The organism is Aureispira sp. CCB-QB1 (assembly GCF_000724545.1).
In the GTDB taxonomy this organism is placed as follows: Bacteria; Bacteroidota; Bacteroidia; order Chitinophagales; family Saprospiraceae; genus Aureispira.
Genome location: NZ_JHBV01000016.1, coordinates 79,820 through 102,995, shown reverse-complemented (window position 1 = coordinate 102,995; position 23,176 = coordinate 79,820). Strand labels below are relative to the sequence as shown.

Here is a 23,176-nt window from a genome sequence, read left to right as displayed (position 1 = left end):
ATCGAATTACAACGTTAGGACATAGATTATAGTCTTATACTTGGCAACTTCAGGCACACCTCTACTTGGTAGTTTCTTAATCTGTGTTTTTAGTAGGTTATGAATAATTGATTTTTAAATAGTTTTGTTGAGAAATAATTGATTGGTACATGGAAGTTCAAACAAAAAAAGTACAATTTGCAATTGTTGGTGCTGGACATATTGGCAAACGGCATGCAGCTATGATTGAAAAAAATCAAGAGGCAAACTTAGTCGCACTTTGTGATATAGAACATCCAAAATTCTTAAACATAGAAGACTTTGATGTTCCCTTTTATAATTCCATAGAGGCTTTGTTGGCTGCTGATTTAGAGATTGATGTAGTTTGTATTTGTACGCCAAATGGAGTGCATGCAGAGCAAGCAATTCTGGCTTTGGGAGCTCACAAGCATGTTGTTTGCGAAAAACCAATGGGACTCAGCAAGGAAGCTTGTGAAGCTGTGATTTTTAAATCGCTGCAAGTCAATCGCCATGTTTTTTGTGTTATGCAAAATCGTTATTCGCCTCCGTCTATTTGGGTCAAAGAGATGATTGATCAGCAGAGATTGGGGCAAATTTTTATGGTACAAATAAATTGTTACTGGAATAGAGATGATCGTTATTATTATAAAAATGGTCAGCAACATACTTGGAAAGGTCGGTTAGAATCGGATGGAGGACCCTTGTTTACGCAATTTTCGCATTTTGTAGATATTCTGTATTGGCTATTTGGCGATATCAAAAATATACAGGCTATGTTTCATAACTTTTCCCATCAGCACTCTACTGAGTTTGAAGACTCTGGAGTGGTTCAGTTTGACTTTGTAAAAGGTGGGATGGGCTGTATTAACTATTCTACAGCGATATATGACAAAAATTTAGAGAGCAGCCTAACAATCATAGGGAGTGAAGGTTCTTTAAAAATTGGAGGGCAGTATATGAATGAGGTCGAGTACTGCCATATTAAAGATTATACCATGCCCACTTTAGCAGCATCTAATCCTGCCAATGATTATGGGGCTTACAAAGGTTCTGCGGCTAATCACGGTTATGTGATCCAGAATGTGATTGATGTCATCAAAGAAAAGAAACCAATTACAACGAATGCTTTAGAAGGATTGAAAGTTGTAGAGATTATTGAAAATATTTACAAGCTTAAAAGCAATAATAAGTAACCGTTCAGCTAGCTAAAAACAAAGCACTCACGAAGTGAACTGTATTTCTTTTTGTACTGCGTTTGATGGCAAAAAAAACTGAATAGTGGATAACTAAAAAATAAGACAGATGAGTTATTATGCACACGAAACTGCGGTTATAGATGAAGGATGTATCATTGGTGCTGGAACTAAAATTTGGCACTTTAGCCATATCATGCCCAATAGCGTTATTGGAGAATCTTGTAATATTGGGCAAAATGTAGTTGTATCTCCCAAAGTTCAGTTGGGCAACAATGTAAAAGTTCAAAATAATGTCTCTATTTATACTGGCGTGACTTGCGAAGATGATGTATTTTTAGGACCATCTATGGTTTTTACTAATGTTATCAATCCTAGATCGGCTGTAGTGCGCAGAGGTCAATATAGCCCTACTGTTGTACAAAAAGGAGCCTCTATTGGAGCTAATGCGACCATTGTCTGTGGCAATACAATCGGGGCTTATGCTTTGATAGGTGCGGGAACTGTAGTCACAAAGGACGTCCTCCCTTATGCTTTGGTGGTGGGGAATCCTTCGAAACAAATTGGATGGGTGAGTGAATATGGACATCGTTTGAATTTTAATGAGAAGGGGCAAGCCATTTGTCCAGAAAGCGATCAGATATATGCATTAAAAGATGATTTGGTGACAAGAATTCAATAAAGATGAATATTGCAGGGAATATATGGAAATTGTATGTAATTAAAATGTCCAAGTGGTTTATGGTTTATATGCCAATCGTGGTATTATTCTTACAGTCCAATGGTTTGAGTTTGCGAGATGTAATGCTTGTCAATGCCATTTATTCGATCTCTGTTGCCTTTTTTGAAATTCCTTCAGGGTACTTTTCAGATCGACTAGGACGCAAGAATTCTATTATATTAGGAACATTATTTATGACGGCTCAATTTACTGCATATAGCTTGTCGTACGATTTTTGGAGTTTAGGTTTGGGGGCAATTATTGGAGGCTTAGGAGCTAGTTTTATATCAGGAACAGATTCTGCCTTGTTATATGACTCTTTGCATGTTTTGAATCGAAAAGGAGATTATCTCAAATGGGAGGGACGAACGTACGCTATTGGAACATTTTCAGAAGCAGTAGCCGCTATTATTGGAGGTTGGCTGGCATATACGTATGGATTACGTTATCCGATGTATGTTCAGGTAGGGATTAGTTTTTTAGGAGTAATAACCGCTTTTTCTTTGGTAGAACCTCCGATACACAAAGAGCATGATCGAGGTAATTGGGAACAAATGCGCTATATTTTGCACTATACTTTTCTGAAAAATAAACAATTGCGATTTTTTATTTTTTTAGCCTCTATTTTTGGCTTAGCCTCCTTGTTATTAGCTTGGTTTGCACAACCTTATTTTGATTATAAAAAAATAGAAGAAAATAACATTGGTTACTTGTGGGCTGCCTTGAATATGACGGTTGCTTTGTTTGCTTTAAATGCACATCATGGTAGTAAGTTGCTATCTTCCAAACAATTAATATTTGTCATTCTATTTGGCTTTGCGATTGGATATAGTGTGTTGGGAGGATATGGAGGTGCTTTTTTATGGTTGGGATTGTTGGCTATGTTTGTTATGTATGCTTTGAGAGGTTTGGCTACGCCTACTTTTTTAAATTTAATCAATCAACATGCTCCTCCTGATATGCGAGCAACCGTGTTGTCTATTCGAGGATTTAGCGTTCGAGTACTGTATGCTATATCAGCTCCTATTCTAGGGTGGGTGGCAGATATTTATACGATTTTAGAGACATTTTTATTAATAGGCGTGATAATTGGTTTAGCAACGATTGTCGCAATTGGATTTTATTCTTTAGTTTTGCAGGAATAGACCTTAGGATATAGCGTATTTAACCTCTAAAAAGATAAGAACATGCAGCGTATTTTATTGATTTGGATAGGAATTTTTTGCCTACAAATAACTCAATTATTAGCAAAACCGTGCTCAGAAGATTTTTTTATAGATGATGTCAAAGCACGTTTTTATGTTGAAAAATACAAACATATTGCAGTAGCAGAAATGGACCGAACTGGAATTCCTGCCAGTATTAAAATGGCACAAGGTATCTTAGAGTCGGGTGTTGGAGAGAGTGAACTAGCCAATGTGGCCAACAATCATTTTGGAATCAAATGTGGGGGCGAAGTTTGGCAAGGTGCCACACATTATGTGTGGGATGACGAAGTTGTGAAATCTTGTTTTCGAGTTTACGAAAGTGCCGAAGAGTCTTATATTGCACACAGCGAGTTTTTGTTAAACCCCAAGAAAGCTTTTCGATATGGTGTTTTGTTTGAATTAGAAAAACACGATTATAAAGGATGGGCAAAAGGTTTGCAAAAATCAGGCTATGCTACCTCAAAAACATATTCTAAAAACTTGATTGCTATCATAGAGCGATTGGAGTTGTACAAACTAGATTATTTGACGGTAGAGGTGCTAGCACTGACGGAGGATGAATTGGCGAATATTTTCCCCAAAACAGGACCAGAAGTTGATTTGAATGCAGAAGATACGACCACAACGACCACACGTATTCCAGACCCATTCAGCTCCGTACTAGATAGCGTCGATATGGTGTTGACATTGTATCAATTCCGTGTAAATGATATTGATGCCGTTTATGTTCAACCTGGTGATGATTTGCAAAGCATTGCGGATCGTTATCGAAAAAATGCTAAAAAACTGTATTGTTACAATGAATTAAAAGGCAGAGAACTAAAGGTTGGACAATATATATTCTTAGATAAAAAACGCAATTATTATCAACATTCAGATACCAAAAAATCTAGTAATATACATATTGTAAACAAAGGACAAAGTATGTATGATATAGCTCAGTTATACGGTATAAAACTTCGAAAGTTATTAAAATATAATAAAGTATACCGCCATCAAGCTCCTAGACCCGGTGTGCAGATTTTTCTTAAAAAACAAAAGCGATAGTCTCGTTTGCCATACAATACATAGAAATTAAAGATGCTGAATATTTGACTAGAATGTTCAGCATTTTTTATTACTTACGATCGCTTTTTTCGAAAAAAGTTGGTTATAATAGTAGCGCATTCTTCTGCTAAGATACCAGTAGATACTTTTGTTTTTGGATGCAATGCTTGGGGAGCTAGTCTTCGATAGCCCCTTTTGCTATCGCTGGCACCAATGATAAGCTCGCCTAATTGAGTCCATGCCAAAGCACCTGTACACATGACACAAGGTTCTAAGGTTACATACAAGCGACATTGCTGGAGGTACTTATTGCCTAGGTATTTACTAGCAGCAGAAATTGCTAATATCTCTGCATGTGCTGTCACATCTGTTAAGTGTTCTGTCCAATTGTGTGCACGAGCAATAATCTGTTGATTACAAACGACAACAGCCCCAACAGGAATTTCGTCGAGACTTGCGGCCTTTTCGGCTTCTTTTAACGCTTCTTTCATATAATATTCGTGCGAGAAAACAGAAAACATTGTATCTTGGTTCTTTCTTAAAAAATGAGTCTATTTATCGTTGTATGTTTCTAAATAATTTTAAGTAATCGTTCAAAAAAAATAACAAGTAAAACAGCCTTCTTTTTGCGCTACTCTTTATCAGAAAAACTTGTCTTAGCTCGCTAAGCTTTCCTTTTTCTTCTTGGATTAGCAAAAAAATAATCCCATTTTTTGCTATTATTTTTTCTGACCACCTACTTAACAAAACAAATCATCGTCAAAATGGCTTTTACCTGTTCTTGGTAATTACCTATTAGAACGTTAAATATACGGTATTTTTGAACTAAATATTTTAGATTCATGTAAGTTGTTTTAATTTATTGATTCGCGTCATGCAAAAAAATTGAAGTAAGGTTGGCAAAGAGAAAAAGAACGCATGAAGAAATAATAATATAAAACCACGGATGCCCTTTGGTTTTAACGTATCATAGAGCTACTTTGGAAAGTTATTTGATAGTCTGTCAAGGACAGAATATACATATTATAATCTTAGTAATGGAACAAAATTATGAACTATAATTAGGTGCATTGCTTTCAATCAATTTTATATCATTTATGCGTAGGCAAATTCTTTTTCTATTTTTTTTATTGGCAACGGTTCAGGTAAATGCTCAAGACAATGACAAATGGTCATTGGAAAAATGTATCAACTATGCCATTCAAAATAGTTTGCAAGTTCAACAAGCAACTTTAAATCAAAGTCAAGCACAATTGACAAAAAAACAAGCAGTTTGGGCACAAGCTCCCAATATTAGTGCAGGATATCGAAACGGTGTTAATATAGGAAATACGGTCAACCCGACCAATAATGAGTTGATTACAATACCCAACTTCAACTCGGGCTTATCCCTTAATATAAATGGAGTAATTTTCCAAGGACTTCAAATTAGAAATACCATCAAACAAAGTAAGGTAGACTTGGAAGCCGCAGGAAAAGATGTAGAACAAGCCAAAAATGATGTGGCCTTATCGGTTGCTCAATCTTATTTGGCAATTCTGCTAGCGGAAGAAAGCAAAGGTGTTTTTGAAGAGCAAGCCAAAGTAACCAAAGCCCAATATGAGCAAACCATCAAATTAATAGAAGGTGGTGTTTTGGCCGAAAATAGCAAATATGATTTGGAGGCACAGATGGCAAGAGACGAAGAAAATATTGTTATTGCCCAGAATAATATAGATTTGGCGTATGTCAATTTGAAAGTATTGATGAATGTAGATGTTGCAAAAAATATTGCGATAGAAATAGTTGGTGATTTGGATGTGGATGAAACCTTGGAAGAAGCTACCTTGGAAGAGGTTTACGAAGATGCCATTAACAGTCAACCTAATATTTTGGCTTCTAAATTGAGAGAAAAAAGTGCTCTGCTTAATGTGAGTATTGCCAAAGGCGCTTTGTGGCCAACCGTATCTTACTATGCAGGTTTTGGCAGCAATTACTCTACAGCATACAAAAATCCAGTAACAAAAGAGAGTATACCTTATTTTGTTCAATTGGGAATAACGGCCTCAGCGAATGCAGGAATCAATATCTCTATACCTATTTTTCAAGGACTAAGAACTAGAATCGGCATTCAAAGAGCAGAATTAGGAATTAAAATTGCAGAATTGGCAACCACACAATTAGAAGCAACTCTAAAATCTAATATAGAACGTGCACTAACAGATGTTAGGGCAGCAAAAAAACGTTTGGCTGTATCAAGAAAGAGTGTTACAGCTACTCGTTTGTCAGTAGAAAATACGCGCAAACGATATGAGTTGGGAGTTGTGAACTCTTTTGAGTTGACAAGTGTTCAAAATACATTGATTGCTTCTGAATCTAGTGTGCTGCAAGCCAAATATGATTACCTCTTTAAGTTGAAGATTTTAGATTACTATAGAGGTCGAGCAATTACAATTAAACAATAGTTCGTTGAAAAACTTTATTAGTTTACTTCGTGAGTGCTGCGCAGTTGATAATCAACAAGTTGTGTATTTGTTGCGTTTTGTGTTATAATTTTGATTATCAAACTAATATAAATGTGATTTTTTATCTTTTTTGGTGAAAAAGTAAAAAATCAACGAACTACTAAATTAAATAAACCACATTTAAAATAATAGTTTGCCAATTCTAAGGTGAGTTATTATAAGGGACACCTTTTATTATTACTTCGTGGGAAAACCGCATTAGCTTGCTTTGTAAAATTGCTTAGTTGGCTGTGTTGCTACTACGTGGTACTTCGTGAGGTCGCAAGTTTATAAAGCAATGACAACAAAAAGAAAGAGCAAGAAAGGCTGGTATATTTTATTAATACTAATTGTTATAGTTGCAGCTGCTACTTATTATAGAATGAAAAATTCAAAAGATGAAGTAGAAAAAGTAGCTGTCGAAGCCGCTCAAAAGCGGACAATTGTAGAAACTGTTTATTCTAGCGGTAAGCTTTTTCCTGCTACAGAGTTAGAAATAACATCCAATGTCTCTGGAACAATCATTGAATTATATGTAGAAGAAGGGGATTTGGTGAAAAAAGGGCAATTGCTGGCAAAAGTAGACCCAGAAGCACTGGTTTCTATTGTCGAACGAGCTGAGGCTGCTACTGATGGTTCTAAAGCTCAATTGGAAGCAGCAAAAGCTCAAAAGAAACAGTTAGAAGCGCAATTTGAGAATACTCGGATTATTTATGAACGCAATAAACAGTTGTACCAAGAAGGGGTTATTTCTAAAGCAGAATTTGAAGCCGCAGAAGCAACATTCAATACCTCAAAAGCGAATATAGAAGCAGCCGTGCAAAATATTTTGGCTGCGGAATTCTCCGTTAAAAGCGCAGAAGCTACGGTAAAAGAGCAAAAGAAAAATTTGTCACAAACTAGAATTTATGCGCCAATCAATGGTGTCGTATCTACATTGTACAAAAAGCAAGGGGAGCAAGTAGTTGGAACTGCTCAAATGGCAGGAACTCCTATTCTTAAAATTGCAAACTTAAAAACAGTAGAAGTACGTGTAGATGTCAATGAACGGGACATCCTAAATACAGCAATTGGTGATAGTGCTGATGTTGAATTGGATGCTTATCCTGATCGCAAATTTTTGGGGGTGGTCACACAAATAGCCAATACTGCTACGGGGTTAAATGCATTGACTTCTACAGCTCAACTAACATCTGATCAGGTAACTAATTTTGAGGTGCGTATTTTGATGTTAGAAGATTCTTATAAGGATTTGGATACACAATCAGATCGCTCGCCATTTAGAGCAGGTTTGTCGGCATCAGCAGAAATAAAAACAAACACAGCAACTAATATTCTATCGGTTCCTGTTGCTGCTGTAACAGCTAGAGAAGAAGAGGAAGAAACTGTACTTCCTAATTCAACCCCAAAAGAGGAAGAGAAAATTAAAGAGTACGTCTTTGTTCAAACGGGAGATTCGGTTACCATGCGTCAAGTAACTACTGGTATTCAAAACGACAACTTTATAGAAATTAAATCTGGTTTAAAGGAAGGCGAAGTTTTGGTAAAAGCTCCCTACGATGCGATTTCTAAGACTTTAGAGGACGGTACCAAAATAGAAGTAGTAGAAGAAAAAGAGTTGTATAAAAAAAGTAGCCAATAGGAATAGCTACGTTATCTGCTAAAAAGTATCCCTGTGACCAGTTGTGTTGCAGGGATACTTTTTTTATTGACTAGAGTTAAATCATATAATCAATTTAATTGCATTAGAACAAGGGGCTAACTTTTAGGAGTAAGAAGGTAAAAAAAACTTCCTATAATGGAATATAAAATTAATGATTAGCCAAGTCTAGGTTAAATATCTCTAGACATTAGATATCATCGAAGGTTTCATCAATTTAGTAGTTTTTCAAACCACATTTGTGGGGTGTTTTTGTGGTGTACAGAAATTTAACAATTATTCTATCATTTTTTGTTTTTTACTAAGAGAAAGAATGTTAGTTTTGTATGTTTTTTTGTTACCAAAGAATGAAAAAATATAAATCTTAGCCCTGTATTTTGCTGATAGTTAGATGTTTATGATTTTGTTGGTTGTGTGAATTGTGTTAAAATTTAATGCTTTACTAGGTGGATGTGTTAAAATTAATATAAATAAGCAGCTGATAACAAATGAATAAGATAGATACTAAAAGTTAATGATTCTAAGACAAATATCTCTATAATCAATAGAAAAAGCATTGTTCTAATTGATATTTAGAGATGAATATTTACCCCATTTTAAATACTAAATATAATATGAAATTTACAACCTTAGTTCTTGTCCTATTACTGCTCAGAGTAATGAACAGTTACGGACAGTTAAATACCTCCGGCTACCGTGTTGATCAGTCTTGTAATGATGTAGAAGTTTGTCAAGGTGCTTCTAATGGAACATACACGATTACAGCAAAAACATCGACTTTAAATAATTTTCAGATTCAATTAGCAATGCCTTTTGGCATTTCTTATGTAGCAGGTTCTGTTAATATAGGAGCAGGAGCATACACCATTTCAGAAGTTAATATTAGTGATTTGCGAAATCCAGTTTTTGCAATTAACAATGGTGCAAGCCCTGCCAACTTATGGGGAGTGGGAGACCAAGTAACATTTACGGTATCTCGAATTGCATCTTGTCCTTCAGTAGCTCATGCATTAGCAGGAAGAGCCTTTAAAGACAGCATAGCAATTTCTTACGAAGACAATAATGTCGTAGAAACAGGGGCAGACAGCGACACTACGTATGGTGTTTATAACATTGATTTTGCCTCTTTGAGTATCTTAGCAATCCAAAATGTCAATACAACCTTAAATACCTCAGAAACTAGAAACGTAACTGTTCGTCAAGGAGGAAATAGTTGCATTCAAAGATTTCAGCATTTTGTAGTTGTTGGTAGAGATGTTAGCAATTATCAACTTAGTTTTGGAGCGAATCCATTGACACCTATAGCTACTGTAGCTAATGGAACTAGTACTGCTGATACACTATTCTATGCAATTAATCTTAACAATGCACCGTTTAACGGCGCAGTAGGAAATGGAAACAATTGCTTTGAAAACGGTGAAGATATTCTTTTTTCCGAAACATTCTCAACAACAGCTTGCGAAGAAGTGGTAATTAAGCACCATGCTAGATGGGGGTGTACCAATCTAGAATACTGTCAGACAGCGACGCCACAAGTGGGACCAATAACATTTATCGGTGGAGCTCCAGCACTCTCTTTAGTAGAAGTTGGTGGTGCTACGGCACCTGAGTTGTGTGATACGATAGAACATACCATTCGAATCACCAATACTGCAAGCCCTACCAATCCAGCAGGTGGTTCGATTGCATTTGATGTGGCTATTGTTTTTGGTTTAGGTGCTAATAACGGTCCTTTGGCAACATCAGCAGTAAATACGTTATGGGGAACGAATAGGAATGATACTAGGTACTGGGGCAACTTTAGGATAGGAACCAATACGGTTAGCGATTCTGCTTTGTCGTATTATAACAATAGTGCCAATGATGCTGGTTTTGGAACGGCGTCTTTTTTGATTCAAGATCGATTGACCTTTGATCCTGATGGACCTGGGGGCTTGGAAGATTTAGACAATGATGGATTTTATGATGATTTGGCTCCTGGAGCTTCTTTTGAAATATCGTTCGACTATTGGTTGTCGATTAGAGATAATTGTGGAACTAGCAATTATTATAATTATGTAAGTTGGGAGCATAAATATTTTGATGTTTCTTTTAAAGATCAATGTCAGCAAGATAGAACACCTGTTCGCAGAGACTTGGGATACCGCAATATTATTCGAAACTACCTCAATAGTACTTTTATAGCAACACCATCAGACGTGTTTGATGGGCAAGATTTTGTTGTTGGTATTATGCCTCATTTTTATAACAATGGGTATCAGTGTAGAGGAGAGTCTATGTTTACAGGCTCTCAAGTAAAGTGGTCAATTAGTTTAACGCTACCAAATGGAGTGGATACGTCCAATGCGCTTAGCACAATTGCCAACCTAGATAGTGAATTGTTGCCATACAATCCTACGATTACAAAAGCTGGAAACGTAGTGACGTATACATTGGATCGATATGTATACGACACACTGCATTTTTCACTCAATTTTGATTGTTTGAGTTATACCGATCCTGCTGTCTTAAATATTCCTTATACGACTCATTACTTTTGTGGAACACCAGGAGATACCTGTTTTTATAGAGAAGTACATTGTGGTACTTTATCCAATATGCTAACCCATTGTCCTAGCAATTGTAACGGACCGCTCATTTATTCCTTTGATGCCAGTCGAACTACGCCAGGTTATACCGACAATACTAAAACTGCATTCGTTACTTTAGATCCTGCAATACATAAAACAAAATTTTATAACCCGTACGATACCATGTTGGTGCAAGCCAATGCTATTATTAAAGATACAGCTGTAGGTAGTCTGCTTTTAAATTTAAGCCTAACACCAAGTAGTGGAGGAACTGATTTTCTTACGTTTGTAGGAGGAGAGATTTTGATTAATGATGTATCATCTGGAACAGGGTTTCAAAGCTTTGTACTGGATGGAATGCCCGCAAATCTGACAAGTGTAGGAGGACAAAATTATGAATACACCATGGATCTGTCCAAATACAAAGATTCTATTGGTGCGACTTATTTATTTGGAGGAGATGTTGGTTCTAGTATCTATACAACAGATACGGTTTTAGTAAAGGCTCGATTTGTAGTTGGTGAAAATTTTGGAACACAGGTACCACATTCTATTACCCCATTTAGGGCTAAGTTTTCGACGCTATTGAGTAATGGTACGGCAATGGCTTGTGATAGTTTGGGAGATATTGGGCAGTACGAGAAGGTGAGCTTTGGTTGGGGCGCCAATGGAACATATACGTTTAGCCATTGTAACGAAGTAACACCATTGATTTACTTTACACACAGCGCATTTACAGGAGATGATCATCCTAACGAGTATAGACCGCCTTCTCATTGGGACTCTGTTAAATTTGTAATTCCAAATTATAGATATACTGGGACGCAATTTTCATGGTCCAATGCCCCTGGATTTACAATATTACCCAATCGAATTAGTGGTGATACTGTGACAATGTATAGACCTACCACTGGTTATAGTGATCGAGATAAAAGAGGAACGTACTATCCTCCATTTAGAGCCAATATTATGGGGAACTGTGAGACACCAACGCTGCAAACTATGCAGGCTTGGAATTATTACAAGGAGTTTGCTTACCATCCAGACCCTACTGTACATCGAAATAGAGAGAATTATAGAACAGCAACGCTTCGGTTTATTCCACCTACTTGGTCTTTTCAGGCATTGACCCCAACCGTAAATGGTACACAAGATACCGTTTCTTGGGATATTGAGTTGTGTAATACAACAAGTAATGCTGATGTAGATTACAATTGGCTAACGATCCCTGCTCATGCCGATATTAAGGTAGAGGCAATTTATAATATTACAACTGGGGCAGAGGTCGCAATTGCTTATACAGAATCCAACGACTCGATTATCGTAGAGTTGGGCGGTTTAAACCGAAATACGTGCCAAGAATATCGAATCTATGCAACATATACAAATTGTTCGAATCAGGTATTGGCAGTGAATCATGGATGGGATTGTCAAGCTTATCCTTCGGATTATGAGTCGATTACTAGCGCTTGTTATAGATCAATTGATCTATTTTTAGAGCCTCGTGCCTCAGAAGTTCAAGTTAATATTCTTACTCAGCCAGTGACACCACAAGATCTTTGTACCGATACTACCTATATCATTGAAATAAGCAGTGCTCAATTAGCAGACTTAAGAAATCCAATGCTTGATATAAGAGGAGTCACAGGGGTATCTTTTTCGAGAATAGGGGTAGAATATCCTAGAGGTTCTGGAAATATAGAAGTGTTAACACCAACAATAGCGGCTAATTTAGCCAATGTCAACCTTTCGAATCATACGAGGATAGCAGCTAACAACAATAGTATCAAAGGAACGGCCAATGCCGCCATTAATAACGAACGTTTTATTACTGTTTATTTAGACGTACAATTTACATGTGATTTTTCACCCAATTCTTCGATGTCTTTTTCTGTACGAGGAAGCCAACCTTGTGGAAATCCTGCCGTGGGGAATGCAGTGAGGGTAAAAACCAATCAGATCGAAATCAATGGAGCTGTGGCACCATATAACGCATATACAGGAACTACCGTGTCTCCAAGCCCTATTCGAGTACAAGATTGTTCTGCAATGACAACAATTCGAATTCAAACAACAATTATTGGAGATACGACTACTTCTAATGATACAACAGAGGTCTTTTTGCCATTAGGAACCACATACGTTCCTGGCTCTTATAGTTGTAGTAGTAGTGCTTGTCCTAGTGGAATTTCTTTGGATACCACTAATGGAAGACCAAGGCTAGTTTTTCCATATCCATCGGGAATCACATCAGGTACTACATTGGATTACACATTTGGAATAGAGGGATCTACTGGGTTCTGTTCTAACAATGAAGAGTTAGAAGTCAATAGTTACGTTGTTGCTGGGAATATAAATTGTCTAGGCACCCCTTGTGGTCCTGTTAAAATTATTACAGGAGAAGCGGATGAGTTGGCTATTGTCGAAAAACCAGATTTGGCGATTAGTAATTTGACTGGTCGTTCTTTTAGTACAGGCTCGACTCAAACTTATACTGTTTCTCAAGAGATTACCAATAATGGGTTAGATGCTCCAGCGGGGACAGCAGTTAGTTATTATTGTATTGATGGAGCAGGCAATCCTATTGGAGCCTCTATCGGAAATGCCACGATATCAACTCCTATCGCTAATGGACAGACGATTCAAGAAACAACTAATTTTGTTGTTAACAGCTCTTATCCTTGTAGCAATAGAACAGGATTAGCAGCGATTATCCGTCCTAGTAATACACAGTGTATTTGTGCGGAATCTGCTACCAACTATTCTGCCTTATTATTACCTGTAGAATTTATGATTTTTGAGGCAGAATTAATAGAAGAGCAAGATGCTTTATTGACTTGGAAAACAGAGGATCAGAATAAAAATGTACGATTTGAAGTAGAAAGAGCTTTGTCAAACAAGAGCAATGGTTTGGTTTATGAAAAAATTGCTACTGTCAATGGCAATAATACAAAAGAGTACACACATACCGAACCTAACTTGGTCAGTGGAGTCCACTATTTCCGTATTAAAACTATAGATATTGATGGAACAATAAGTTATAGTTCTATTAAGGCATTAGTGGTAGAGCCTAAAGAGCAAGTTGTTGTTATTTATCCGAATCCGTCACAAGGCAAAGTTTGGATTGACATTACAGGCAAAGTTGGTTCAGAAAAAATGGATATAGAGGTGTTTAATAGCATTGGACAAAAAGTACACCATCGCTCGGTTGATAATGATTCTAGAATAAAAATGGATTTAAGTCACTTGCCAAGTGGTAGTTATGTTGTAAAAGTAAGTAGTCCGTTTATACACAAAAACATTAAACTAACGATTTCAAAATCGTAAAAGTAATTTGTAGGAAATAGAATTTACTTTGGTTTAGAATGCTGAGTATTAGTTGTTAATACTCAGCGTTTTTGTTGAGGTATGCTCCTGAAATAAACCTGCTAAGAAACGAAGCATAGCTATTTTAGGACAAGAGATTGTGGATTGTTTGAAGGTAAAAATAGGGGTTTAATGGATTAAATTAACAGAGAGAAATATGAACTCCTTACACAAAAAGAAAAAAAAAGCGTAATGAATTGGACAGATTCAGCTTTTTTTCATAAAAAAATGTATTTTTGTGCCGTTTTCCTTTTTGGAAAAGAGTACTTAATACAAAAAGGAATAAATCAAACCAATATTTAAAAAGAATCGTAAAAGGCGCTCAGAACAGTTCTGGCGCATCAAACAAGGTTAAAATACAGATAAAAGATGGCTTTATTAGGGACAATTAGAAACCGATTTGGTTGGGTGATGATGGCATTAGTTTTTGTTGGTGTCGCTTCATTTCTATTTATGGACATTAGTCCTGGCGCAAATACTGCTTCTGGTCGCTCAGCAACAGTTGGTTACGTCAATGGAGAGAAAGTTTCTAACGACTTGGTACAGGAGTATGCTTCTGATTACAAAGGAGCTGGATATCTTCAAGAAGAAATTCAAGCCCAAGTATGGGAGCGTATTGTTGGAGAAAAGTTATTGACTCAAAAAACAAACGAGGCAGGAATGTTGGTTACTCCTACTGAAATGGGAGATTTGTTCCTTAGTGAAGATCCTAGATTGTTAAGTCCTGTTGTTCAAAGCCGTCTAGCAGACCCTAAGACTAGACAAATCAATAGACCTCAAATAAAGCAAATGATTGAACTGTATAAAAATACAGGTGCATTGATGCAACAAGCAGGTGGTAACAAGCAACAACAACAACAGTTGTTGGAGCAACAAAAAGAATGGTTGGCTTTGGAGAAAAGCGTTAAAACTAGAGCATTACAAGACAAATACTTTGTTGCTTTAGAAAAAGGTATTTACACACCTTCTTGGATGGTAGAAATGGAGAACAAACTTCAAGAAACAGGATATAACTTTGATTATGTGCGTATCCCTTACACTAGTATCAAAGACAAGGTAGAAGTATCTGAGCAAGAAATGAAAGAGTACATTTCTAATCATGCTAGACAGTACAAGCGTAAAGCGACCGCTAATATCGAGTATGTTGTATTTGATGTGAAGCCAACAAGCGAAGATTCTATGTACTACTATACTTCAATGGAAGAGCGTGCTCAAGAATTGAGAGATGCGAAAACAACCAAAGAGGATTCAAGTGTTGTTTTGCAATACACTAGAGACTTTGCACCAAACTTCTATACTAGAACAGAAATGCCTGCACCTGCATCTATGATTGATTCCATTTTTGGAGCTGATGAAGGAACGGTATTTGGTCCTTATGTTGAAGGTCAAAAATACAAAGTGTTGAAGAAGGTGAAAGAGAAAAACTTGCCTGACTCGGTAAGAGCACGCCACATTTTGATTCGTGCAGAAGATCCTACTGCGGGACAAAATGCTAGAATCTTATTGGATTCTATCAAAAATGTCTTAGAAACTGATCCTACGGCTTCATTTGATTCTTTGGCAATGCAATTTAGCCAAGATGGTTCTAGCTCTAAAGGTGGTGATTTGGGATGGCAAGGAAAAGATGTTAGCTTTGTTCCTCAATTCAAAGAGTATATGTTCTATACTGGTGAAAAAGATAGCTTAGAAATACTTTATACTCAATTTGGAGTACACTTAATTCAAATTACAGATACTAAATATGAGACCGATAGAGTTGGAATTCGTATTGCTGTATTAGAAGAGGCAATTATTCCTACAAGCAAAACTACAGAGACCAAAAAACGTGAAGCAGTTGAGTTCATTGCTAACAATAGAACCTTGGAAGAAATGAAAAAGGCAGCTAAAGAAAAAGGTTTGACTTTATCTCCTGCAACTGGTTTGGAAAAAGGTGCGTATGAAATTTCTGGTTTGGGCAAAAATTCTACTGCTGCTAGTATTATTACTTGGGCACATCTTCCTGAAACAAAAGCAGGAGAGGTTACTGGAAGTGCTTATGCGGTAGATAATGACGAATTGGGATATACAGAAAAATTTGTTGTTATGGGATTGTCTTCTAAAGTCGATGCAGGTTTGGCTACGATTGAGGATCCTCAAGTTCGTGCGGATGTTGAAACGATCTTGCGTAATAAGAAGAAAACAGAGGTTGTTAAAAATAAATTGGGTACTCTAACTTCTTTGGATGCTATCGCTGGAGCATATGGCGTAATCAAACAAAGTGCAACCAATGTTCAGTACGGAAGTGCCAACGTAGGGACAGATGGAACAGAACCTAAAGTAGCTGGTTTGGCTGCTAATACAGAGGTTGGTCAAATGTCTGGTGCTGTTGGTGGTAAAACAGGAGTATACATTGTACAAGTAACTAGCAGAAATGAGGCACCTCCAATTGCAAATGTAAAAACTGCTCGTGAAAAAGTAACAAGACGTATTTCTCAAGCGGTTTCTTCTGGAGTATATGAAAATATCAAAGAAAATGCAGAGATAGTTGATGAGCGTATCAACTAAAATTGCTTCACTTCACTAGAACAAAAAAAGCTGTGCCACTAGGCACAGCTTTTTTTGTTGATAACATTATCATTATCATAATAAAAATGCTCTATGAAGAAAATCAAGCAAAATAAATTTTAATCTTGCTCTTGCATTTCTAACTCAAACTGAGCCGCTTCTACCAAGTGCGTAACATCTGCGCCTAAATCTTTTGCCCTTTTCAAGTCATCTAGGGCTTTTTTAAATTCTTGAAACGTCATATAGAATGCTGCTCGTTCGGTATAAGCTTCGGTATATTCAGGATTTAGTTCAATCGCCTTAGTATAGTTTTGTTCTGCTGTTTTAAATTCTTCAGGACTAACATCTTGTTTGAATTTACCACAATGAAACTGATATTCGGCATTGTCAGGTTCGTGTTCAACTGCTTTTTTCATATCTGCCAATCGAGCTTTGTGATTGTGCAAATCATTGTATACCCAAGCACGAGCGGCGTATAATTTTGCAGACGTACCGTTTAATTGTAGCGCATTGGTATAACTAGCAATTGCTTCTGTGTATTTTTTTTGTCGTTTTTGATTGGTACCAATCATGTAATATATCTCTGGATTATCTGGTTGATACTTCAATGCTTTGGTACAATATTCAATAGATTGGTCGTGCGCTCCTTGGTTGAATGCCGTGAGGGAAGCGTTGTAATACGCAGTGCCAATGTTCGTATGTGCCTCTTTGTTTTTAGGATTGATGGCAAGACACTTTTCATAACATTCGATAGCTTTGAGATAGTCACCCGAATTATGGGCTTTTACGCCATTATTATAATGCTCAATTTCTCCTTGAGCCAATAGCATGACTGGAACTAAAAATAAAAAGAGGAATAATGATTTCATATCTAGTTGTATTAATATATGTGATGTGAGAGGATACTCAATTATTTTAGGTCTAAAAAATTACTTTTATGAGTTTAAATAGTAGCAGCGCAGCTAACTATTGTTTAAAATAATTCCAAAAAATATGCCTCTTTTAAGCGATAAGTCTATGTGTTTTGACATTCTAAACTGATTAATGAAAGAAATTTATGCTTTGGGAGATTTTATCCACTCTAGCAATTGTTCCTTTGCCGTTTGAATATCGTCCCACCAATCTTTGGACCATATACGATGATAAATAAAACCAAATTCGGTTAAATGATGTTCCCGAAACAAATCCCAACAATATGCCTCTTGGGACGCGGTTTGATGAAAGGTGTCAAAATCAAAAGCCCATGTTGGTTTTCCTGTTGCATCTTTAACCAACAAGGGAATCGTAAATCCTGCGTATTGATAATTCACCAAGACCCTATTAGGAAAATGCTGTTTTAAGAAATTTGCGACTCGTTCCTTAAAAGCATTATCATTAGACCAATAGAGAGAGTCATCAAATAGAGCGCTTGGAGAATGTTCTTGCAAAAGCTGTAAAATTGCCTTCCTAGAAGGATGATCTTCTTCATGCACGGCTTTGGCATAAGCTAAGTAAGCGTAAAAAACGGCTTTCCCGACATTCCCTTTTTCTTGAATAGCGGAGCGGTATTGTTCGTAATAATTGGAAGGAATTGACGTGAAAATAGCCAGTTTTTGCTTGGCTCTAGTAATAATAACATTCAGCAAGCGATAACCTTTTTGACGATTGATAGGACCATAATTTTGTATAAAAGAACCATCTTCTCGAAGCCCAAAAGTGGTAGAAATAACTAAAATATCCCGTTCGTCTCCTTGTATGTTTTCCAAATTTTTAACAAATAAACCATTCGTGAATAATTTTTGAAGTTGGGTGCGCTCTTTGTCATTTTGCACGCCTCGTTGTTGAATGCGTTCTAAAATAAGGTTGCGTTGATGCATATTAAATGTTGCAATGCCAACAGAAGGACAAGAACTACCACGATGAGGTTGCGCTATTTGAATGATATAGTCAATAATTTGTTCCGCCTCTGTCGGATTGGTATAGTTGAGGTAAGTACCGTTAACAGCAAAAAAATCAATTGGCTTATAGAGCTCTTGGTTTGGCATAGGAGCCAAGCGATTACTATAAAAAGCAGCATTCGAAAAATCGATCAAGTAAGGATGTTTAGAGCGGTAATGTACCTCCAAGAATGACTCTTTGTAGTTTCCTTCTGCCAAGGCATACTCTAACAGTGATTCCGTGTGACTTAGAAAATCAATGCTTTCTTTGACCAAAATAGGAGTCGATACTTCTTCTTCCCAATCGTCGTTAATCAACGTAGTGTTGGATAAAAAATAATCAGAAGGAGGCATTTGTTGACTATCTCCTGAGATAACCTTATAGCGTCCTCTAATCAATGCACAAAAGGTGTCCTCTAAACGCAATTGACTAGCCTCGTCAAATATAACTACGTCAAATAAATTCGGTTCTAGAGGCAAAATAGAAGAACAAACACTTGGACTAACCAATAGAACAGGAAAAAAACGAGTGAATAGTTGAGCATCAGTAGCTATTATTTTTCTAAGAGGCGTTCTCTTGCCACCAGTATGCCCTCGTTTGTTATACAAGCTGTGGAGTTTGATAGGCGCCTTCTCTTGGTGAAACCTTGCAACTGCTTGGCTTTGTTGTGCTCGCCAGTAACGCAAACTATGGGCAACCAATAGTTTTTTTAGTTCTTCCAAGTAATTTAAGAGGTGGTTTTTATGTTGGGTATAGTGTTGTTGATCAGGAATAGAGTTTTGGTGTTTTAACAAAAACGCATATAAGTACCAACTCGTAAAAGAAGCTTCCCAGTCGTGTGGTTGTACAAGAGCAAGAGCTTGATAGGCGGCTTGTTGTGCCGTTGAAAGTTGCTGCCAATACAGCCTAAAAGGATAATAAGCTTCAAAATTATTAAAAGCCCCTTGCAAGGTGATTACTTGTTGTTCCAATACTTCCAATTGAGTTTTTTGTTGACTCAAAATATTGTTCTTAAAACTAAATGTTGTTTCAAGGTGTTGGAAGGCATTAAAATTGACCTCAAATTGGTGCAAGTCCTCCGCAATAGTTGCTATAGTCGAAGCTAAAGGAATATAATTCAGAACGGTATCAATACTGAGCTCTTGTATATGGTTGTTAAGTATAGGTGTTCGATTTAGATACCACTGTTGGGTCCAAATTCTGTATTGCTGAATAGTTTTGAGTACTTCTTGTTGCAACAAACTTTTTAGAGGTTGGGAACTAGGAAAGTTAACATCAAAATAATTGTATTGTTGATGCAATTGCATCAATTGCTGGTATTGATGATCTAAGCTTTCTAGAGTGTAGGTTGTATTGGATGTAGAGAAGTTGTCATCTAGCGTCAGAGACCATTCTTGATCCATGGAGGTTTTAACGTATTCGAAATTTGTTTGCCACGCTTCTAATTGTGTTTCTAACATTTTCCATTCTTCCAATTGCTCAACAAACAAGGTACTTTCTTTTTGAAACGGCAATTTTAAAAGTTGTTCTTGATTGTATTTTTGGGCATACTCTGCCAATTGTTGTACCCAAGTTTCAACTGTTGCTTCAAATTCTAAGGGCGCATAAAGGTGTTTTAACCTAAAATTAGTTTGATAATTTTTAATAATAGGCAGACGGGTAGGATACCAAGTTTCTACTTTGGTTCGATAAGCTGTCAGGTGTTCTAAAATAGTATAATAATCCATTAATTGGCTAGGGCGACCCAAGCGGATGAAATCATGTTCAAAGTAGTTGTGTTGTGCATGAATTTGGCTCAGAGCTTCAAAAGCCGTTCTAAACGTAATGTCTTGAGGCGTTTCTTCTGCGCTGTATTCATAACTATTAGCTGCCCAGTTCGTTTCATTCTTAGCAACAAACTCATCAATACCTATTTTTATTTTCTGAACATCACTTTCGATTTCTTCCAATTGATCAAAGCGATCCCTCAAGCGCAGACTTCTATACTTAAATTCCAAAGGAATCAATTTGTTGCGCAGTATTTTTGATCTAAAATTACTAAGATGTTGGTTGATACTTTGAGCTTGTTCCTTGTAGGGGACCGCTTTTAGGCTATATCTAGAATTGAGTTCTCTAACTTCTTTTTGTATGATACTATTTTGTTGCAAATGCCAATGATCGACCGCCTCTCGATAAGACTCTAACTGTTCTAGTAAAGCTTGAAAAGTGAAGGTCTTTTTATCTTTGGTTGATAAAAATTTAAAATTAAAATACTGGTGTTTTTGATGTAATTTTTGCAAGGCACTAAACCGACTTAAAACAGCTGTTTTGTCTTTCTCTAATTGCTTGTATTTTGCACCAACGCCGTGCAAAATAGCCCGAAAGAAGCCTTTATTTTTGTTAAAATAAAAAGGACTAGCTGCCAACCCATTTTCAATCGTACCAACCATTTCATCAATCCAATCCATTTTTTGCATATAAACAGCTTCAAAATGCTGCTCCAACAAACGTTCGTACTCATAAAGCGCTGCCATAATATCTTCCTTGGCTTCTTTAATGGTTGTTAGAGCTTCATCAACAGCGCTATATATTTCTCCTTTTATTAAGGTGGCTGTTTGGTCGATACCTTTGATTTTTTGAGCATACAAGTCTTCAAAGTGTGCTTCTAAAGTTTTATTGTATGTTGAAATTCCCTCTTGGATTAAATCTTGGGCATTTTGAACAAGGCGAAGCTGCTGCTCAACATTTTGGCGCAACAAAAATAGGATGTGTTGATAAATGGAACTAGCTTTTTCTATTTTTTGCTGATAAATATGGTAATAATGTTCTTCTAATTGCTCTTTGTACTGTTTTTGTGTGTTAGAAATTGTTGCTTTCGCTTGTTGAATTGCTCGCAAGGCAGTCGTCAAGGTTCTTTGAATCGCTAATTTAGCAGAGGCTGCGCTAGTGGCTTCAAAGTGCTTAAAATGAATCGCATTCAGCGGCTGTTCTAGTGTTTGGAGCGGTTTCAAGAGCACTTGTGCTTGTTCAAAACTATCTAAGATATGCTCTAATTCATTGGCCTCAAATGAGAAGCTTTCTAGAGATAAATGAGCTTCCAAAGCTTTTTTGTTTGCTTTTTCATTGGCATCCAAAAATTGATTGACCAAATCTGCCCAAGTGTGTTCTTCTAGCAGGGGTTGAAGCTGACTGTGATGAAAGTTTTGTAGCCGATGAATCTCTTTCAAGCAATTTTGAAGTAGCTTGACATAGGAAGGGTAGGTTGTATAATTGCTGTGTTTTTGTTGGGCTCGTTCTCTTACCGAATTGACAACATCTTGCCGATCTCTATAAATATCTTCTACAATGACCGTTAGTTCGCCCAGACCTAGTTTGATTAAGTTTTGTTGAACAACTTCCAGTGCTGTTTTTTTCTCACAGACCACCAAACAAGTCCCTTTATTTGCCAAAAGGTTGGAAATAATTCCCGTTAAGGTTTGACTTTTGCCTGTGCCAGGAGGTCCCTGAATCACTAGATTATTCCCTTTTTCTAACAAATATAGCAAGTGCTGTTGGCTAGGATCCATGTCTACGGCTGTTAAGCAGTGTTCCATCAATTGCTGTCCTTGAGCTTGTTGCGCTATCTTTTGTTGTAAAGATTGGATGTTGTTCATGAAATATTCCAAATCATTGATAATACTTTCTTTTTGAGATTTGAATAAACCAAAAACACCAGACCATAGTACTTTAGCTTGTGTTAACGGCAATTGTTCTATTTGTTGTCGGGAGGGTAAGGCTTGAATAGGTGCCTTTAATGCGGCTCTAAAATCTTGCTTTAAGTTTTGGGTATGATTAGGATATAGTTGAGATAATTGAGTATAGACCAATTGAATGATTTCTTCTTGATCCAGAATAGCATCATCCAGTAGCTGCTCATCAACAGGAGTTAGTTGCACAGCAGCATTTTGATGCAAAAAAGCTGCTAAGACTAGGTTATGGATAATCGGAAACTCTTCTTGTCGTGTAATGAGCCACTCGTTAGCACGTTTAAAATTGCGCTCAATATCCAAATACCAAACAAACAAAGGAGCTTTGATGATGCGGTTAGGGTCTTTTTGATCACGATACAATAAAATCGGGAAACCAAAACCAAAGGTCTTGACTCCTTGCTCTGTAAAATGATCGTTATTTTCTATAGTTAATACAGATAGTCGCCGAAAAATAGTATTTAAAGCTGCTTTTTCAGAGTCGTCAGTTGTTGTGTTGGTACTAAGCGGAAATCGGAAAGCCCTTTTACTCCATAATGTATCTAAAAAATCCTTGGCAGCATGAGGTCGCAAGGTATTAAAGTCTTCCAAATCTAAACGACTCAAATAACGTTCTGGCAAGGCATTGAGGTAAATAGAGCCTCTATTTCCTGTTGTTAGTTTTTGTTTTAAGTTATTTAGAAAACGAAGATTAAACATAGTATAGCTTTTTGTAATACTAAGAGTGACGAAGTGAAGTCAA

At 36.8% G+C, this 23,176-nt stretch carries 11 protein-coding genes; 8 read left to right on the top strand and 3 right to left on the bottom strand.

The features are described from left to right. The first annotated feature begins 149 nt into the window (after positions 1-149). From CG11_RS07000 to CG11_RS06985, 4 genes are all read left to right on the top strand, one after another. Positions 150-1,193 (top strand): Gfo/Idh/MocA family protein, encoded by a 1,044-nt coding sequence (locus CG11_RS07000; protein WP_052594522.1) that lies wholly within the window; start codon positions 150-152, stop codon positions 1,191-1,193. A 109-nt stretch (positions 1,194-1,302) separates the two neighbouring features. Further along, positions 1,303-1,875, top strand: coding sequence for an acyltransferase (locus tag CG11_RS06995; RefSeq protein WP_052594520.1), 573 nt, complete (start codon positions 1,303-1,305; stop codon positions 1,873-1,875). A gap of 2 nt (positions 1,876-1,877) precedes the next feature. Beyond that, on the top strand, positions 1,878-3,059 hold the full coding sequence (locus CG11_RS06990; RefSeq protein ID WP_052594518.1) for an MFS transporter: 1,182 nt from the start codon (positions 1,878-1,880) through the stop codon (positions 3,057-3,059). Positions 3,060-3,101: 42 nt separating this feature from the next. Beyond that, on the top strand, positions 3,102-4,169 hold the full coding sequence (locus CG11_RS06985) for a glucosaminidase domain-containing protein (RefSeq protein ID WP_052594517.1): 1,068 nt from the start codon (positions 3,102-3,104) through the stop codon (positions 4,167-4,169). A 74-nt stretch (positions 4,170-4,243) separates the two neighbouring features. Here the strand turns inward: CG11_RS06985 and CG11_RS06980 are convergent, their stop codons facing one another. Further along, positions 4,244-4,690, bottom strand: a complete 447-nt coding sequence (locus CG11_RS06980; RefSeq protein WP_052594515.1) for a nucleoside deaminase — start codon at positions 4,688-4,690, stop codon at positions 4,244-4,246. A gap of 576 nt (positions 4,691-5,266) precedes the next feature. Here CG11_RS06980 and CG11_RS06975 point away from each other — a divergent pair. From CG11_RS06975 to CG11_RS06960, 4 genes are all read left to right on the top strand, one after another. Next, positions 5,267-6,613: a TolC family protein gene (locus CG11_RS06975; protein WP_052594513.1), complete on the top strand. Its 1,347-nt coding sequence runs from the start codon at positions 5,267-5,269 to the stop codon at positions 6,611-6,613. 337 nt (positions 6,614-6,950) lie between these two features. Next, positions 6,951-8,294 (top strand): efflux RND transporter periplasmic adaptor subunit, encoded by a 1,344-nt coding sequence (locus CG11_RS06970; protein ID WP_052594511.1) that lies wholly within the window; start codon positions 6,951-6,953, stop codon positions 8,292-8,294. Positions 8,295-8,926: 632 nt separating this feature from the next. After that, positions 8,927-14,209 (top strand): T9SS type A sorting domain-containing protein, encoded by a 5,283-nt coding sequence (locus CG11_RS06965; protein WP_197043794.1) that lies wholly within the window; start codon positions 8,927-8,929, stop codon positions 14,207-14,209. A gap of 408 nt (positions 14,210-14,617) precedes the next feature. Beyond that, complete coding sequence (locus CG11_RS06960; RefSeq protein WP_052594507.1) at positions 14,618-16,792, top strand: peptidylprolyl isomerase; 2,175 nt, start codon at positions 14,618-14,620, stop codon at positions 16,790-16,792. Between the two features lie 119 nt (positions 16,793-16,911). Here the strand turns inward: CG11_RS06960 and CG11_RS06955 are convergent, their stop codons facing one another. Further along, a complete protein-coding gene (locus CG11_RS06955) occupies positions 16,912-17,661 on the bottom strand; it encodes a tetratricopeptide repeat protein (protein ID WP_081909484.1) in 750 nt (249 codons plus the stop codon). A 186-nt stretch (positions 17,662-17,847) separates the two neighbouring features. Next, positions 17,848-23,133 carry an AAA domain-containing protein gene (locus tag CG11_RS06950; RefSeq protein WP_052594504.1) on the bottom strand — a complete coding sequence of 1,762 codons (5,286 nt, stop codon included), beginning with the start codon at positions 23,131-23,133 and terminating at the stop codon, positions 17,848-17,850. Between the last annotated feature and the right edge of the window lie 43 nt (positions 23,134-23,176).